Source organism: Ectothiorhodospira variabilis (genome assembly GCF_022227625.1).
Taxonomy (GTDB): Bacteria; Pseudomonadota; Gammaproteobacteria; order Ectothiorhodospirales; family Ectothiorhodospiraceae; genus Ectothiorhodospira; species Ectothiorhodospira haloalkaliphila.
The window spans coordinates 84,012-100,389 of record NZ_JAJNAO010000009.1 but is presented as its reverse complement, the minus strand read 5'-3'; the positions used below and the strand labels follow the sequence as shown (position 1 = coordinate 100,389).

General features: G+C 63.6%; 10 protein-coding genes, 1 tRNA gene and 1 other RNA gene. 6 read left to right on the top strand and 6 right to left on the bottom strand.

Going from position 1 to position 16,378, the window contains the following annotated elements; translation table 11 throughout:
• Nucleotides 1-117 precede the first annotated feature (117 nt).
• From LPW30_RS10575 to motA, 5 genes are all read right to left on the bottom strand, one after another.
• Nucleotides 118-3,270, bottom strand: a complete 3,153-nt coding sequence (locus LPW30_RS10575; protein ID WP_239680821.1) for an ATP-binding protein — start codon at nucleotides 3,268-3,270, stop codon at nucleotides 118-120.
• A 192-nt stretch (nucleotides 3,271-3,462) separates the two neighbouring features.
• Nucleotides 3,463-3,537 (bottom strand) — tRNA-Val (locus LPW30_RS10570).
• 57 nt (nucleotides 3,538-3,594) lie between these two features.
• Complete coding sequence (locus tag LPW30_RS10565; protein ID WP_239680820.1) at nucleotides 3,595-4,545, bottom strand: LysR family transcriptional regulator; 951 nt, start codon at nucleotides 4,543-4,545, stop codon at nucleotides 3,595-3,597.
• Nucleotides 4,546-4,623: 78 nt separating this feature from the next.
• Complete coding sequence (gene motB / locus LPW30_RS10560; RefSeq protein WP_239680819.1) at nucleotides 4,624-5,478, bottom strand: flagellar motor protein MotB; 855 nt, start codon at nucleotides 5,476-5,478, stop codon at nucleotides 4,624-4,626.
• Nucleotides 5,479-5,484: 6 nt separating this feature from the next.
• On the bottom strand, nucleotides 5,485-6,342 hold the full coding sequence (gene motA / locus LPW30_RS10555; RefSeq protein WP_025281031.1) for a flagellar motor stator protein MotA: 858 nt from the start codon (nucleotides 6,340-6,342) through the stop codon (nucleotides 5,485-5,487).
• 119 nt (nucleotides 6,343-6,461) lie between these two features.
• On the opposite strand from motA, the gene LPW30_RS10550 reads away from it, so the two are divergent.
• Entirely contained in the window at nucleotides 6,462-7,901 is a 1,440-nt protein-coding gene (locus tag LPW30_RS10550) for an HDOD domain-containing protein (protein WP_239680818.1), read from the top strand.
• 24 nt (nucleotides 7,902-7,925) lie between these two features.
• On the opposite strand, the gene ispG is transcribed toward LPW30_RS10550, so the two are convergent.
• On the bottom strand, nucleotides 7,926-9,155 hold the full coding sequence (gene ispG, locus LPW30_RS10545; RefSeq protein WP_239680817.1) for a flavodoxin-dependent (E)-4-hydroxy-3-methylbut-2-enyl-diphosphate synthase: 1,230 nt from the start codon (nucleotides 9,153-9,155) through the stop codon (nucleotides 7,926-7,928).
• A 110-nt stretch (nucleotides 9,156-9,265) separates the two neighbouring features.
• Here ispG and LPW30_RS10540 point away from each other — a divergent pair, with 110 nt between their 5' ends.
• The 5 genes from LPW30_RS10540 (at nucleotide 9,266) to LPW30_RS10520 (ending at nucleotide 16,375) form a co-directional block, all read left to right on the top strand.
• Nucleotides 9,266-10,534: a metallophosphoesterase family protein gene (locus LPW30_RS10540; protein WP_239680816.1), complete on the top strand. Its 1,269-nt coding sequence runs from the start codon at nucleotides 9,266-9,268 to the stop codon at nucleotides 10,532-10,534.
• The gene (locus tag LPW30_RS10535; RefSeq protein ID WP_239680815.1) at nucleotides 10,531-14,076 is read left to right on the top strand and encodes an ATP-binding protein; all 3,546 of its coding nucleotides are present in this window, start codon (nucleotides 10,531-10,533) and stop codon (nucleotides 14,074-14,076) included. The genes LPW30_RS10540 and LPW30_RS10535 overlap by 4 nt, the downstream gene beginning before the upstream one ends.
• A 78-nt stretch (nucleotides 14,077-14,154) precedes the next feature.
• An RNA gene (ffs, locus tag LPW30_RS10530) (signal recognition particle sRNA small type) lies at nucleotides 14,155-14,251 on the top strand.
• Nucleotides 14,252-14,312: 61 nt separating this feature from the next.
• Nucleotides 14,313-15,941 (top strand): DNA polymerase III subunit gamma/tau, encoded by a 1,629-nt coding sequence (gene dnaX, locus LPW30_RS10525; protein WP_239680814.1) that lies wholly within the window; start codon nucleotides 14,313-14,315, stop codon nucleotides 15,939-15,941.
• Nucleotides 15,942-16,048: 107 nt separating this feature from the next.
• A complete protein-coding gene (locus LPW30_RS10520) occupies nucleotides 16,049-16,375 on the top strand; it encodes a YbaB/EbfC family nucleoid-associated protein (RefSeq protein ID WP_025281037.1) in 327 nt (108 codons plus the stop codon).
• The last annotated feature ends 3 nt before the right edge of the window (nucleotides 16,376-16,378 follow it).

The window sequence follows — 16,378 nt, the reverse complement described above, 5'->3', positions numbered from 1 at the left end:
CCGACTGCTGGGCGGGATTGCTCTGTCATTTGCATCCCGCCCAGCCTCGGGGAAACCCCCTGAAAAACCCCGCCTCTTTCTGGTCCCGGCCGTTGAAGGACCGTCGCTCTCCAGCGGCTACCTGCCTGTGACCCCAGTTGTTTGACTCGCCTGGTCCCTTGAAAGGGGGCCGTCCTCCTTTTGAGCCTTTTGCAGCAGCGCATCCAGCACGCTCAAGAAGTGCTCCACGTCCAGGGGCTTGGTCAGGTATTCGTCAAAGCCTGCGCTGATACCCCGCTCCACGTCGCGTTCGGTGGCAAAGGCCGTGAGCGCCATGACCGGGATGCGGGTCGTATCCGGGCTGGCGCGCAGCCGCTTGAGTACCTGGTAGCCATCCAGTTCGGGCATGTTGATGTCCAGCAGGATCAGGTCCGGTGCATGGGCGGTGGCCAGCTCCAGGCCCAGGCTCGGATCGGGGGCGCTGAGCAGGCGCAGATGAGGGCGGCGGGTGAGGATCTGCGCTACAAGTCGCAGGTTGGCCGGATTGTCGTCGATATGCAGTACGGTGTGGGTCTGGGTTGCATCCCCCATGGGTGCGGGCTGGCTGCTGGGTTCCATTCGGCTCACCTCGACGGACTCCTGAACCCCCTGGGGCAGGCGCAACCAGAAAGTGCTGCCCTCTCCTGGCTGGCTGTCCACGCCAATCTCTCCTCCCATGACCTCCATCAGTCGACGGCTGATGGCCAGCCCGATTCCCGTGCCCTCAACGCCCTCCATGCACCCCTCCAGGCGACTGAAGGGCTGAAAGAGTTGGTCGAGCTTGTCTGGAGAAATGCCCTTGCCCGTGTCGGTCACGCTGATGCGTAGCCATCCCTCGAAATCCGAGCGGATATCCAGGCGCACATCACCGCCATCCCGGTTGTACTTGATGGCGTTGGAAAGCAGGTTGATCATCACCTGCTTGAGTCGTATACGGTCGGCCAGGACCACGCAATCCTCGTCGTGGCCCGGGTCGATGCGGATCTGTCGGGCGTCGGCCAGGGGGGTGAGCAGCATCAGGCACTCGCGCACGAGTTCCCGCAGGGGGATGCTTTCGATGGATAGTTCCACCCGGCCAGCCTCCACGCTGGCCAGATCCAGCACTTCATTGATCAGGTCCAGCAGATGACGACCGCCTTTGAGGATCTCGCCCACGCTGTCAGCCTGGATCTCATCCAGCGTGGGATCGGTCTCCAGTAACTGGGCAAAACCGAGCACGGCATTCATGGGGGTGCGCAGCTCATGGCTCATGTTGGAGAGAAATTCGGATTTGGCGCGACTGGCCCGTTCGGCTTCTTCCTTCGCCCGGCGCAGATCTTCCTCCGTCTGCTTGCGTTCGCTGATGTCCTTGTGGCTGATCACTAACTGTCGACCGGATGTGGGTCCCCCGTCCAGAGGGGTGGCCAGTACCATGAAGGCCGTACCAGCGATTCGGTATTCGTCCTCGAAATGGGGCATCTGGCCGCGCAGAACCTGCCGGATACCCGTCGCGACCCGTCGCGCCTCGTCCGCTGATTCACCCTGAACCGCGCTGCATAGCGAGAAATAGTTGAGGCCCTGTCCCACCGGGTCCTGGGCGCCTTGGTGATGGCGACTAAAATCATCCCATGCACGGTTTACGGCGATGATCGTGCCCTCGTGATCCAGCACGCAGATGCTGGAGCGCAGCGAGTCGATGATGGCCTGGGTGAAGGCCAGCGTTTTGGCTTCGCGCTCCTGGGCGGCGGTTTCGATGGATCGGCGCTTGCGCTCCCGCTCCATCTGGTGCAGCGCATGGGACGTGTCCTCGACGATGCCTCGCAGAGAGTGCAGAACATCCTCGGTGAACAGGTCCTTGTCGCGACCCATGAAGCTGGCCAGGCCCAATAGTTCATCGCCGCGGAACAGCACGAAATGGACGCAGGTACGTATGCCGTTGGCGCCCGCCCATTCCCGCCAGGCCTCGGGCGTATCGGGGGACTCGCAATCCTTGCAAAGCAAGGGACGGTCGTTCAGGCATTCCCAGGGATTGCCACGCAGTATTTCCCAGGTCTCTTGCAGGGGCAGTCCCCGGGCCTGCTCCTCGGTCAGTCCATGGACCACGGGCTTTTTCAGTTGGGCATCGCCCCGGTGGCGCAGGCTGATGGCACAGGCATCCAGGCCGCCCTGTTCCACGACGATGCTGGCCGTGCGATGCAATAAAGTCCCTTCGTCATCGATGCGGTTGATGCATTGATTCACCTGGGTGCGGGTCGCATACAGCCGGAAGATCTGCTCAAGACGCGCTTGGGCCAGCTTGCGCTCGGTGATGTCGCGATTGACGCCGCGCCGACCCAGGTAGGTGCCGTCGTCGTCCACCACCGGCTGGCAGTAGTGCTCGATCCAGCGGATCTCGCCATCCGGGCGATGCACGGCAAACTCCAGAGCCATGTGGGGTAGATCGCTTTCCTGGTGGGCCACCTCGGCCAGGTGCTGGCGCCAGCGCTGGGCATCCTCCGGACTGAAGAGCGTGTACATGAGGTCCGGATCCTTCAGGAAGGCCTCCGGGGGATAGCCGCTGATGTCCTCACAGCCGGGAGAGACATAGACATACCGGCCATCGGCCCCGTACCAGTAATCCCAGTCCGGTGAGTGCTGGGCGGCAATGCGATAGCCGCGTTCGCTCTCGCGCAATTGCTCATGGGCAATGCGCAACTCCTCCTCATGACGCACCCGCTCGGTGAGGTCCACCAGGGCGCAGGCAAATTCCACATCCCGGCCGTCGCGGCCGGGCAGGCGTGCCACGTGCAGTTCCCCCGGGAAGTGATCCCGCTGCGCGGGGCTGGCACTAAAACGGATGTTTGCCAGCCGGGCCTGGCCTTCTCGCTCAGCCTGGCGCAGGGTCACCTGGACGATGGCCTCGTGCTCACGCTCCACCAGGCTGCACAGCCGTTTCCGGCGCAGATGGCTCACGTCGAGCCTGAACACCTTTGTGGCCTCCTCATTGGCCTCAAGGATCATGCCGCTTTGATCCACCACCAGGGATGCCATGGGCAGGCCGCCGAAGAAGGCAGCGTAGTTATCCAGTAACCGCTGGGTGACAAACTGGGATTCGCGCAGCTCGGCGTTCTGGATCTCCAGTTCCGACTCATACACGCTGAGGGTCTGTACCAGCTCGGCCAGGCTCACTTCACCCTGTTTGAGCAGATCCTCGGCCTGTTCGAAATCACCCTGCTCAACGGCATGCTGAGCGCGTTTCAAGGCATGATTGGGATGGACATCGTCTTGGGTCATTGCCGGCAATTTTGAGGCCGTGCGGGCACGGCATGAGCAGAGGCCATGGTTCCGGCATGGCCTGCGGATAGCCCAGAGTCCTTTTTATGGCGGTGCGTGGAGTTTACCGAGTGAGGGTGGGGGATACAATTCGTCATGGCAAGAAAAAAGCCGCCAAGGTTTCCCTTAAGCGGCTGTTTTTCTTACTGCATTTGGTGGGCGGTACTAGGATCGAACTAGTGACCCCTGCCGTGTGAAGGCAGTGCTCTACCGCTGAGCTAACCGCCCGATACGAGAGAAGCGCAGATTATAGGGAGGGCAGTGAGGGTCGTCAATACCTGATTTTCAGGTCGATATGTTCGGGCCTCGAGAGGCATCCTGGCCGGTCGCCACAGGCGGTACCCTGAGCACGTGCTGGGCCTCCTGCAGGGTGAAATCCAGGAAGGCTTGTCCCACTTGCGAAAAGCGTTTGCCACGTGGGTAAACCACATACCAGTGCCGCCGAATGGGGAAGCCTTCCACGTCCAGCACCACCAGCCGGTTCAACAGCAACTCCATCTCCAGGGTATGCAGGGACAAGACGCCCAGGCCCATGCCGGCCTCCACCGCCTGCTTGATGGCCTCGCTGCTGTGCATCTGCTGTGCTGCGCGCAGGGCCACGCCGTGCTCCGCAAAAAAGCGTTCGGCGGCGCCACGGGTTCCCGAACCTGTCTCACGCATGACAAAGCACTCCCCCGAGAGACGGCTCAATGGGATGTCCTTCTCGTTGGCCAGGGGATGCTCCGGTGGTGCGATGATCACCAGAGGGTTTTCCATGAAGGGGTGGGCCATGGGCTCTGATGTGGGGGGTTGTCCCATGATGGCCAGATCCATGGCATTGATGGCCAGTCGGTTTAGCAGTTCCTCCCGGTTGCTCACCTCCAGGGTGACCGAGACCCCCTGATGACGATTGCAGAAGGCGGCGATGAGCCGGGGCACGAAGTAGTTGGCGGTGCTGGCCGCTGCGATGGTGAGATGGCCGCGACGCAGACCTTTCATCTCGTCCAGCACCATTTCCACCTCTGCCAGTTGTGCGGCGATGGCACAACTGTAGTGGTAGAGCTCACGGCCAGCGTCGGTCAGATGGATGCGTTTGCCGATCTGTTCGAACAGCGGCAGGCCCACATGCTCCTCGAGCTGCTTGATCTGCATGGAGACGGCGGGCTGGGTGAGATGGAGTTCCTCCGACGCCCGCGTATAGCTCAGGTGACGGGCCACGGCCTCGAAGGCCTTGAGTTGGCGGAAGGTGAAGTTCATCGTCAGTGTTATCCGGTGCCATGATCATCCAGCAGGGGGATGCCTATCAACGCATCGTTTCGTGACCCGGTCGCAGCTTCAGAAGGGGCTCGTGTCGCCACCGTCGTATTCCACTGCCGTGGTCTCGTACATGGCATCTTCCGCTTCCTTGTTCATCACGATGATGCTGATGCGCCGGTTGATGGGATCCTGGGGATTGTCCCTGTTGAACAGCACCGTGGAACCCAGGCCCATGACGCGGCCCACCTTGTCGCTTTCCATGCCGCCTGCCACGAGCGCCCGCCGTGCCGCATTGGCCCGGTCGGTGGACAGCTCCCAGTTTGTGTAGTCGGCACTGGGGAAGGGGCGGGCGTCGGTATGCCCGGTGATGGTGACGCGATTGGGCACGGCGTTGATGATGGCACCCAATTCGCGCAGGATCGCCTGGGAATAATTCAGAAGACGATCACTGCCCAGGTCAAACATGGGGCGGTTTTCGCGATCCACGATCTGTATCCGCAGACCCTCGGGCGTGATGTCCAGTAACAGTTGATCCTTGAAGGGCTCCAGGGCCTGGCTCTTGTCCAGTGCTTCTTCCAGCACTTCCATCAATGATTCCAGGCGCTCCTCGTCCTGTTCGCGTGCCATTTCCTCGGCACGATCCATGTCGATGGCCCCTTCAAAATCAATGATGGATGGAGAAGCGCCGTCACCCTCGGTGGGGTAGGGGGGCGTGGGGCTGATCCCCATGGCAGCCGACGGGTTCTGGAAATATTCCGAAATGGCGGCTTTTTGCCGATCATCGGTCATCCCCAGAATCCAGAGCAACAGGAAGAACGCCATCATGGCGACAGCAAAGTCCGCAAAGGCGATCTTCCAGGCGCCACCATGGTGGCCTGCCTTCTTGACCACCCGCTTGATGACGATGGGTTGCTTCTTGTCTTCGGCCGCCATGGGCCCTTACTCCTTGGCGCCGCGCAGGTGGGATTCCAGTTCCGCGAAGCTTGGGCGCAGGTCCGACGCCATGGCCTTGCGGCCGAATTCCACCGCCACCTGAGGGCTGTAACCCTGGACGTTGGCGAGAATGCAGGCCTTGAGACAGGCGAAGAACTTGGCTTCCTCCTCGGCCCGGCGCTCGAGCGCGGAGCTCATGGGCCCGACGAAACCATAGGCAAGCAGGATACCGGTGAAGGTTCCCACCAGTGCGGCCGCCACGAGACCACCGATCTTGTCGATGGGACCGTCCAGGGCGCTCATGGTGTTCACGATGCCGAGCACCGCCGCGACGATACCAAAGGCCGGCAGGCCATCGGCCACCCGGGCCACCGCATGGGAGGGCTCGGCCACCTCCTCGTGGTGGGTTTCCAGGTCGATGTCCATGAGGTTGTCCAGTTCGAATGGATTCATGGCCCCGCTCACCACGAGACGCATGTAGTCACAAATGAACTCCACCGCATGATGATTCTTCGCAATACGGGGGTACTTCTCGAAGAGTGGGCTGCTCTCGGGTTCTTCGATGTCCGCCTCGATGGACATCAGGCCTTCCTTGCGGGCCTTGGAAAACATCTCGTACATCAGGCCGAGCAGTTGAAGATAGTCGTCCTTCGTATAGGTGGAACCGCCCATGAGCCTGGGGATCGCCTTGAACACCTGGATGATGGTCTTCATCGGGTTGGCGATGACGAAGGCGCCCAGTGCCGCCCCACAGATGATGACAAACTCGTACGGCTGCCAGATGAGGATCAGCTGCCCGCCGTGCGCCGCCCAGCCACCCAATACGGCGACGGTAACGATGATTGAGCCAATGATCAGATTCACGAGCCGCTATCCTCCGGGTTGGCGCGATGACTGCGGGGCTGGCTTGCCGAGAAAAAACCACGCGATAATAACGCAATCAAGACGCCCGTCACACTCATTAGGTATTAGGAGCCACATTGATGGACAGACAATCGCTGGCGGACTGGGTGCATCACCTGGGTGATCGGGACCTGCCGCTGCTCCAGGGAACCGCCGCCATCTTGTCCATTGTGGACGCCAACCCTCAGATGAGCATGCGAGCGTTAGGGCGCCTGGTGCAGCGGGATCCGGGGCTGGCCCTCAAGCTCATTCGGGTGGCCAATGGCGTACCCCATCGTCACTTTCGCACCGAGGTGGTGGCCCTGGACGAGGCCGTGATGATGATTGGCACCGACGGGCTGAAACGGGCCATCCAGGAACTTGAAAAGCTGCCGGATGTGCTCTCCACGAATGCCCAGTCCTATTACCGTTACCTGGCGGGCAGGGTGGCCTACGCGGCGACGCTTGCGGAGGCCTGGGCGGAAAACCGTCACGACATGATCCCCTCCGAGGTGGGGTTGGCGGCGCTGTTGTATGACCTTGGGGAACTGGTCTGGACGATCCATGACGAGCGGCGCATGGCGCGCTACATGGAGCTGGTTCGTGACGGACAGGTGCTGCCCCATGAAGCCGAGTACGTGGCCCTGGATGTCAGCCTGGAAACGGTGGGTCATGCCCTGGCGGAGCGCTGGCAACTGCCTGCCATGGTGCGCGAGTGCATGTGTCCTGCCAACGCCCGTCATGCCCGGGCCATGGGGGTCATGCTGGCCTCCAACCTGGCCCGGGATGCAATGGCGGCCTGGGACCACCCGGGCGTGGGGGGTAACCTGGACCAGGCGGCTCGGTATCTGGACTGTAGCTCCGAGGAGTTGGCGGACTACATCAATGGTGCCACCGAGCATTTCAATGCCCATGTGGATCTATACGGGCTGGATCCCGTTCCCTTGCTGGACGAAGAGAGGGTCAAGGCCTATCGGGAAAAGGGCGCCAGGCCGCCCGAGCCGGTATTCTGCCTCATGCCCCGGTCTGATCGGTATGAGCAGGCCCGCAGCCAATTGGCCTCCCATTCACTGGAGAACCGCGATCAGGTACTGGATGTGTTACTGGAGGGGTTGCACGAGGGCCTGGGGCTGAACCGGGTGGTATTCGCGCGACTCAGCGATATTGGTGACACCCTGTCGGCCGAGCGCATGGAGGGGACGGATCACGAGCCGGCCTTCAATCGTTTCGAACTCAATCTGGCCGGGGGGCACCTGATCGCGGTGATGATGAAGCGGCCCTCGGCCTTCTGGCTGAACCCCTCCAATTGTGACGAGGTCTGGCCGCGCGTACCCCACTCCATGCGCACCCTCATCGGTGTGCGAGAGTTCTTCGCCCATTCGGTGTTTGTGGGGGATCAGCCTTACGGCCTGGTCTATGCGGACCGCCGCTCAGAAGTCTGCGCACTGGATCGGCGGGCGCTGAAGGGTTTCAAGACGTTGGTTGAACTGGCCACTGCCCATCTGGAGTCGTTGCGACAGGCAGGGCGGGGGCGCCTCTGAGGGCACCCCCGCCAACTTGAGGGATTATTGCCCGTAACGGCGTTCGATGTACTGTTCCACCAGCACCTGGAACTCCTCGGCGATGCGTTCGCCCTTGAGGGTGACGGTCTTTTCGCCGTCCTCATAGACCGGTGCGATGGGCGTCTCGCCGGTTCCCGGCAGGCTGATGCCGATGTTGGCATGCTTGCTCTCGCCAGGGCCGTTCACCACGCAACCCATCACCGCCACGGTCATCTCCTCCACACCCGGATACTGCCGACTCCATTCGGGCATCTTGTGGCGGATGTAGTTCTGGATGTCCTGGGCCAGGTGCTGGAAGTAATCACTGGAGGTGCGGCCGCAACCGGGGCAGGCCACCACCGCGGGAAGGAATCGGCGCAGCTCCAGGCTTTGCAGGATCTCCTGGGCGACGATGACCTCCTTGGTGCGTTCCGCGCCCGGCTCCGGGGTGAGCGAAACACGGATGGTATCGCCGATGCCCTCTTGCAGCAGAACCGCCAGACCGGCGGTGGAGGCGACGATCCCCTTCACACCCATGCCGGCCTCGGTGAGGCCCAGGTGAAGGGGGTAGTTGCAGCGCGAGGCCAGGTCCTTGTAGACGCGGATCAGGGGCTGCACGCCGCTGACCTTGCAGGAGAGGATGATCCGGTCCCCGGGAAGGCCAATCTCCTCGGCCCGCGCGGCGCTGCCCAGCGCCGACTGGATCAAGGCCTCGCGATTGACGTCATGCATGCCCAGGGGCTGGGGTTGGCGGGCGTTTTCGTCCATCATACGGGCCAGCAGATCCTGATCCAGGCTGCCCCAGTTCACACCGATGCGCACCGGCTTGTCGTACTGGCAGGCCATCTCGATCATCTGTGCGAACTGGGTATCACGTTTGGCCCCGCGGCCGACATTACCCGGGTTGATGCGCAGTTTGGCCAGTGCCTCGGCGCAGGCCGGGTACTTGCTCAGCAGCTTGTGGCCGTTGAAGTGGAAATCACCCACCAGCGGGGTGTTTACCCCCAGGGCATCCAGGCGTTCGCGAATCCTGGGAACGGCCGCGGCGGCCTCGTCGGTGTTCACGGTGATGCGCACCAGTTCGGAGCCAGCGCGGGCCAGGTCGGCCACTTGCCTGGCAGTGGCGTCAATGTCGGCGGTGTCGGTGTTGGTCATGGATTGAATGACCACCGGGGCGTCGCCACCCACCGTGACATGGCCCACGCGAACCGGAACGGTGGCATGCCGGCGGTACTCAGGATTGTTCGTCATCATGGTGTGCGGTACTGGCAGATTGAGGTGGAACAATGGTAGCAGGTTGCCCGCCACCCTTGTACGGGCGGGGGATGATCCTGCCACGGTAAAAAGGACATCGGGACGATTCAATGAACTTCACTTTCCTGCATGCGGCAGATCTGCACGTGGATAGCCCACTCAAGGGGCTGGACCGTTATGAAGGGGCGCCGGTGGAGCGTTTGCGCAACGCGACGCGCCAGGCCCTGGAGGCCTTGGTGGACACCGCCCTGAATGCCCGGGTGGACTTCCTGCTGCTGGCCGGAGACATCTACGACCGGGACTGGCAGGATTTTCATACCGGCCTTTTCTTCCGCGAGCAGATGGTTCGCCTGGAGCGAGGTGGGGTGCGGGTGTTCATGGTGCAGGGCAACCATGATGCCCAGGGGGTGATCAGTCGCCAGTTGCATTTGCCCGAAAACGTGACCGTATTCTCCAGCCGAACGGCACAGACAGAGCAGTTGGAGCCGCTCTCCGTGGCCATTCATGGCCGCAGCTTTCCCAATCGCGCCGTGGATGAGGACTGGGTACCTGAATACCCGGCACCGGTGGCCGGTTGCTTCAATATCGGGCTGTTGCATACCAGCCTGAGTGGGCGGCCGGGCCATGACCGTTATGCCCCTACCGATATGGCCGCGCTCACCGCCAAGGGATACGACTACTGGGCGCTGGGGCATGTGCATCATCGCGAGGTGGTGTGTGAAAGCCCGCGCATCGTCTTTCCCGGTAACCTGCAAGGCCGTCATGCCAATGAAACCGGCCCCAAGGGCTGCGATCTGGTGCGGGTCACGCCCGCGGGCATCCAGTCCGAATTCACGCCCCTGGATGTGGTGCGCTGGCATCGGCTCACACTGGATGTCACCGATATCAAGGATATCGCCGCCTTCGTGCGCCGTGCCTCCGGGGCCCTGGAAGAAGCGCTGGACGGGGATCTGGAGCGACTGCATGCGGTGCGTGTGCAACTCACCGGCATGAGTGCCTTGCAGGATCTTGAGGCCCGTCAGCCCGGCACGCTGGAAGCCCAGGTGCGGGCCGCCGCGCAGGACCTGAATGGGCCTCAGGTATGGGTGGAACAGGTGCGGGTGCGCCTGAGTCGTCCGCTGGAGCGGGGTCAGGTGGCGGCCCGGGATGACGCCGTGGGCGAGTTGCTGCGACTGGTGGATGAAATGATGGAGGATCCCGACAGGGCTGCCGAATTCCTGCAACAGCCGCTTGCGGGTCTTCTGGACAAGATCCCCGGCGAGGTGGAACTCCCTGACTGGGTGGAGCTGAAGGATGAACAGCAGGTGCGGGATCTGCTGCTGGATGCCGAATCCACCGTGCTGGCACGGCTGGGCGAGGCGGGGCAGGGCGAATCATGAAACTCATTCGGCTGGATCTTCAGGCCTTCGGGCCGTTCACCGACACGCAGATCGTCTTTGGCCAGGCCGATGATGGACGGGACGCCGACGGTCTGCACCTGATCTACGGCCCCAATGAGGCTGGTAAATCCTCGGCACTGCGGGCCATGACGGATCTGCGTTTTGGTATCCCGGTACGCAGTCGCGACAACTTCGTTCATGATTTCAATCGCTTGCGCATTGCAGGTGTGTTTGTGGATGCCCGGGGGGAGCCCGTCTATCTGGCGCGTCGCAAGGGGCGGGGCCTTACCCTGCACAGGCCGGACAGCAAGGACCACACCCTGACCGATGCGCCCGCGGCCACCCCGGAGCAGGAGCAGCAACTCACGGGTGGGCTGACGCGAGAGGCCTTCGAGGCCATGTTTGGCCTGGATCACCTGCGATTGCGCGAGGGCGGGGATCGCTTGCTCAAGGGGGAGGGGGAGCTGGGATCCGCACTGTTCGAGGCCAGCGCCGGCACCCGGGGCATCGCCGGCATACTCGAGGCCCTGGATACGGATGCCAAAGGTCTTTTCAGTTCACATGGACGGGCCACCCAGGCGGTGATCAATGAGGCCCGGTCGACCCTGGAGGGGCAGCGCAAGGTCCACAGGGATGCACTCACGCGACCCGCCGAGTGGCAAGCCCTGGAACGCAGTCATCAGCAGGCCCTGGAAGAACTCACCACCCTGGAGAAAACGCTGGAGGAAGCCCAGCGGCATGAGAAGGACCTGGCGGGTCTGCGAACCGTGGCGCCGCTTCTGGAGGATCTGGACCGTTTGCGCAAGGAGCTTGCATCGCTTGACACCGTGCCCGACCTGGCGGCCGAGGCCCGCGAGCAACGCCTGTCGGCCCAGCAGGCTCGCGGCCGCGCCCGCCAGGATCTTCGGGATGCCGAGGCCCAGTGGCAGGAATGCGAACTCCGATTGCAGGCCCTGGTGATTGAAACCCCACTGCTGGAGCACGCTGCCACCATCGAGCGGTTGGCCGGGCGCCTGGAGACAGTCACCGAAGCCCGAGTGGAGCTTTACCGTCAGCAGGCTCGCGTGGAGCGGCTGGATGCCCGTCTGGCCGAACAGGCCCAACGCCTGGACCACAAGGCCGATGTGCAGAAGTTATTGAAACATCTGCCTTCAGCGGCCGATCGGGCTGCCCTGGAGGAGGACCTCAATCAGCTGGCAGTGATCGGGCCGCGTCTGGAGGATCGACGGTCGCGCCTGGAGGCGCTGGAGACCGCCGAGCGGGAGGCGGAGCACGAGGCGGCAGCCCCCGAGGTGACGGCCAGCGAATCCCTTGCCCAGGCGCTGCATCAGGCCCGGGCCCTGGGTGAGGTGACCACAGATACCCAGGCCGTGAAGCGGGATCTGGAAGATATGCACGGCCAGTTGCAGCAGCATCTGGCGGATATGGGGCAGACGGAGCTTCAGGCCGTGCGGGAGGCCCGGCCCTTGATGCAGGCTCAGTTGGATGAGGCCCGGAATGCCCGGGACGCGGTGGAGGACACCCTGCGGGCGCTCAACGAGGAGCAGTCGCGCCTGCAACGGGATCGGCAGGAGCAGGCCAGGCAACTGGAGCAGTTGACGGCAGGCGGTCGGGTGGTGACCCTCGATACCCTGCTCGAAGCCCGGGCGTGGCGCGATGCCCTGTGGTCGCGTCTCAGGCAGACCTACGTGGAAGGCAAGGGCGCTCCGGAAACGGCAATGCAGGATCTGGAACTGACGCGCCCCTTGCCGGAGAGCTTTGAGGCTGCTCAGGTGCAGGCCGATCATCAGGCAGATCAGCTCAGGGAGAATGCCGGGCAAGCTGCGCGCATCCAGGAATGCCAGGGCAGGATCAAGGCCATGGATGAACGCCATGGGGAGATCCAGGCCCGGCTTGCGCAAGGGCAGCGGGAGCGTGAGGCATGGATTGAACACTGGCAGGCGCGTTTGCAGGCTCAGGGACTGCCGGATCTTTCACCCGATGCCCTGGGGCAATGGCAGGCGCGCCGCGAGGCCCTGCTGGAACTGGCGAGACGAGTGGAGAGGCTGGAGCGCAGCCAGGCCGAGCGTGATGAGCAGCGTCGACAGGCCATGGAGGCACTGAGTCAGGCCTTGTGTGCCGTTGGCGAGCGCCCGGCTGGGACGGACCTCGCCACGCTGATCGAGCAGGCGGGTGCCTGGGAACGCCAGGCCACCGCCGCCCAGGGGCGCCGTCAGGAGCGAGAGCGCCACGCACGCATCCGGCAAAGGGATCGGGATGCATTGGTGCGGGACATCGACGCCATGGAACGGGCGTGGCAGGCCCGCACCCGCGCCGTTTCCGCGTGGCATGAACGCCTGGGTCTGCCCGCGACGGCAGGACCAGCCACGGTACGCGCCCGGCTGGAGGAACTGGATGCCCTGGAGGCCCTGAGTGTCGAGCGGGGGGATCTTCTCGCCGCGCAAGCACGTCAGCAATCGCTGGTGCGGGACTTTCAGGATCAGGTGGCCAGTCTGGCCCATCTTCTGGGTGAACCCGCGCCCAGCTCGCCGGATGACCATGCGGGGCAGTTGCAGATGAGACTGCGGGTTGCCCGGGAACGGGAGCATCAGCGGGCCATGTGGCTTCAGGAGCAGGGCGCGGCCGCGACCGCTCGGGAGCGGGCCCGGCAAGAACTCGATACCCAGGCCAGGGTGCTTGAGGCCTTGTGCCAGGCGGCCGGTGGGGTCTGTGAGGACGATTTGCCCGAGATCGAGGCCAGAGCCGACCGCAAACGTCAGGTGCGTATGGGCCTGGAGGAGCGGCAGCAGCAGCTGGCCCTGGCGTCCATTCGCTCGGAGGCGGACTTGCGACAGCGTCTGGAGGGGTTGGACGTGATCGCCATCGAAGCAGATCAGGCCCGTTGTCAGGGGGAGATCGAACGCCTGGGGCAGGCGGTGGCCGAGGCTCGCAGGGTGGAAGAACGTACCCGCAGGGAGCTTGAAGCGGTGGATACCTCCGGCGAGGCGGCCCGTGCCCGGGAAGCGATGGAATCGGCTGCCGCCCGTATCCAGGGGGCGATCCGGCCCTGGTTGCGCCTGCGTCTGGCCCATGGGTTGCTGCAGGAGGCGCTGCATCGATTCCGACAGCGTTCCCAGGCGCCCATGGTGGCGGCCGCCTCGAAGTATCTGGCGTTGATGACTCAGGGGCGCTATGCGCGCCTGGAGGCCGATGAATCCCAGGATGTGCCGGTGCTCAAGGCCATGCGGGATGACGGCACCCTGATCGGCGTGGATGCCATGAGTGAGGGGACCCGCGATCAGCTTTACCTGGCACTGCGCCTGGCGGCCCTGGAGTTGCGACGGGAGTCGCACCCCGGCATGCCGGTCATCCTGGATGATGTGCTCATGACCTCAGACGATGCCCGGGCCGGTTTGATCCTTCAGGCGCTGGCACGGTTCGCCGGAGAGGGGCAGGTGATGCTGTTCACTCATCACCGGCATTTGCTGGAGGTGGCCCGGGAAGCGGTGCAGGCCGATGCCCTGCACATCCATGAACTGGAGCGTGAGCGCGGCGTGGCTTGACGCTCCTGCAGCAAAGCCCGCATAATTCAACGCCTTTCCGGCGCCCGTGCGCCGTCAATACCGAGCAATGGTGACCTGCACCGGTCCCCTCGCGACAACAAGCTGTGAACCCCGCCAGGCCCGGAAGGGAGCAACGGTAGCAGTGGACTTGGGCGCCGGGGTGTGGCTGGTGTGGGTTGCCACCCTTTCGAGGCCATGCCGGGCTTGGCACTCTTCAGCGACCCGCAACGAGATCCATGAGCTATCAGGTCCTGGCCCGCAAGTGGCGTCCCCGCACCTTCGAACAACTGGTGGGTCAACCCCACGTGGTGCGCGCCCTCTCCAATGCCCTGCGTGAAGATCGCCTCCATCATGCCTATCTGTTCACCGGCACCCGTGGCGTGGGCAAGACGACCATCGCCCGCGTTCTGGCCAAATGTCTCAACTGCGAAACGGGCATCACTGCTCAGCCCTGCGGCCAATGCAGCGCCTGCCGTGAGATCGATGAGGGCCGCTTTATCGACCTGATCGAGGTGGACGCCGCCTCCCGCACCCGCGTGGAAGACACCAGGGATCTGCTGGAAAACGTGCCCTATGCCCCCACCCGGGGCCGCTTCAAGGTCTACCTGGTGGACGAGGTGCACATGCTCTCCACCCACAGCTTCAATGCCCTGCTCAAAACGCTTGAAGAACCGCCGCCCCACGTCAAGTTCCTGCTGGCCACCACGGATCCGCAAAAGCTACCGGTGACCGTGCTCTCCCGTTGCCTGCAGTTCAATCTCAAGGCCATGCCGCCGGAGATGATCCAGAGCCATTTGCTCCAGTTGCTGGAGCGGGAAGGTATCCAGGCCGAGTCGGCGGCGGTGATGCAGGTGGCCCGGGCCGCCTCGGGCAGTATGCGCGACGCCCTGAGTCTGCTGGATCAGGCCATCGGTTTCGGGGGCGGCGTACTGCGCGAGGCCGAGGTGCTGGACATGCTCGGTGCCATCTCCCGAGACCATCTGAAGCGGCTTCTGGAGGCCCTGGCCGAGGGCGATGCCCGTGAACTGCTGGCAGCGGTGGACGCGCTCTCGGAGCAAGCGCCGGACTATGGCGCAGTGCTGGGGGAAGTGATCACCCTGCTGCATCATCTGGCCCTGGTTCAGCAAGTGCCCGAGGTGGCGGACAGTCTGCCCGATGACCCATCCATGCTCAGGGACCTGGCATCGCGCCTGTCACCTGAGGATGTCCAGCTGTTCTATCAGATCGCCCTGATGGGTCGCCGCGACCTGTCCCTGGCGCCGGAGCCCCGCGCGGGTATGGAGATGGTGTTGTTACGCATGCTGGCGTTCCGGCCAGCGGAGGCCGCGCAACCGGTGGCTGCTGCCACCCAGACGCCTTCGCCCGTGCCTGCTGGCAAACGCCCACCTGCGTCGTCACCCGGGCCAGAACCCGTCTCCGCGCCTTCATCGACACCTTCCGAGGTCACGGCGGCCCCTTCGGTCCCGGCTTCCGGGAGTGGCGAACTGGACTGGCCACAACTGGCCGCCAGCCTGGGGCTCGGGGGGATCCCCGGTCAGCTGGCCAGCCATTGTGCGTTGTTGCGCTACGATGGCGGTGAGTTGGTCCTGGGCCTGGCACGTCAGCACGATAACTTCAGGACCACCAAGGCCCAGGACAAGCTGCAGGAAGCCCTGCGCCGGCACCTGGGCGACGAGGTGAAGCTCACCATCCAGGTAGGGGATGCCCAGGGAAATACCCCAGCGGCCATGGCCGCGCGTCGCGATGCGGAGCGTCAACGGGCGGCCGAGCAGTCCATTGACCAGGATCGTTGGGCCCAGGGACTGAAAGATCAGTTCGACGCAGAATTGATCCCGGGTTCCGTGCGCCCGCGCGATCTGGAGTGACGCCCGGCCCGGTCCAGGTCATGGATTCGGGCTGGCGATGATGTTTCATTGACCCCGAGGCTTTACACTAGGCCTCTTGATTCCACTGACGTACGTAAGGTGAAGATATGCTGAAAGGCGGACTTGGCAATTTGATGAAGCAGGCCCAGAAGATGCAGGAAGACATGGCCAAGGCGCAGGCTGAACTGGCCGAGATGGAAGTGACCGGTGAAGCCGGCGGCGGTTTGGTGAGCGTGGTCATGACCGGCAAGCATGCCGTCCGCAAGGTGGGCATCGACCCCAGTCTGCTGGAGGATGACCGCGATATGCTGGAGGACCTGCTGACTGCCGCCATGAATGACGCCGTGCAAAAGGTTGAAGACATGACCCGGGAACACATGGGCAACCTGACCCAGGGCATGGGGCTGCCCCCGGGCTTCAAGATGCCTTTCTGAGCC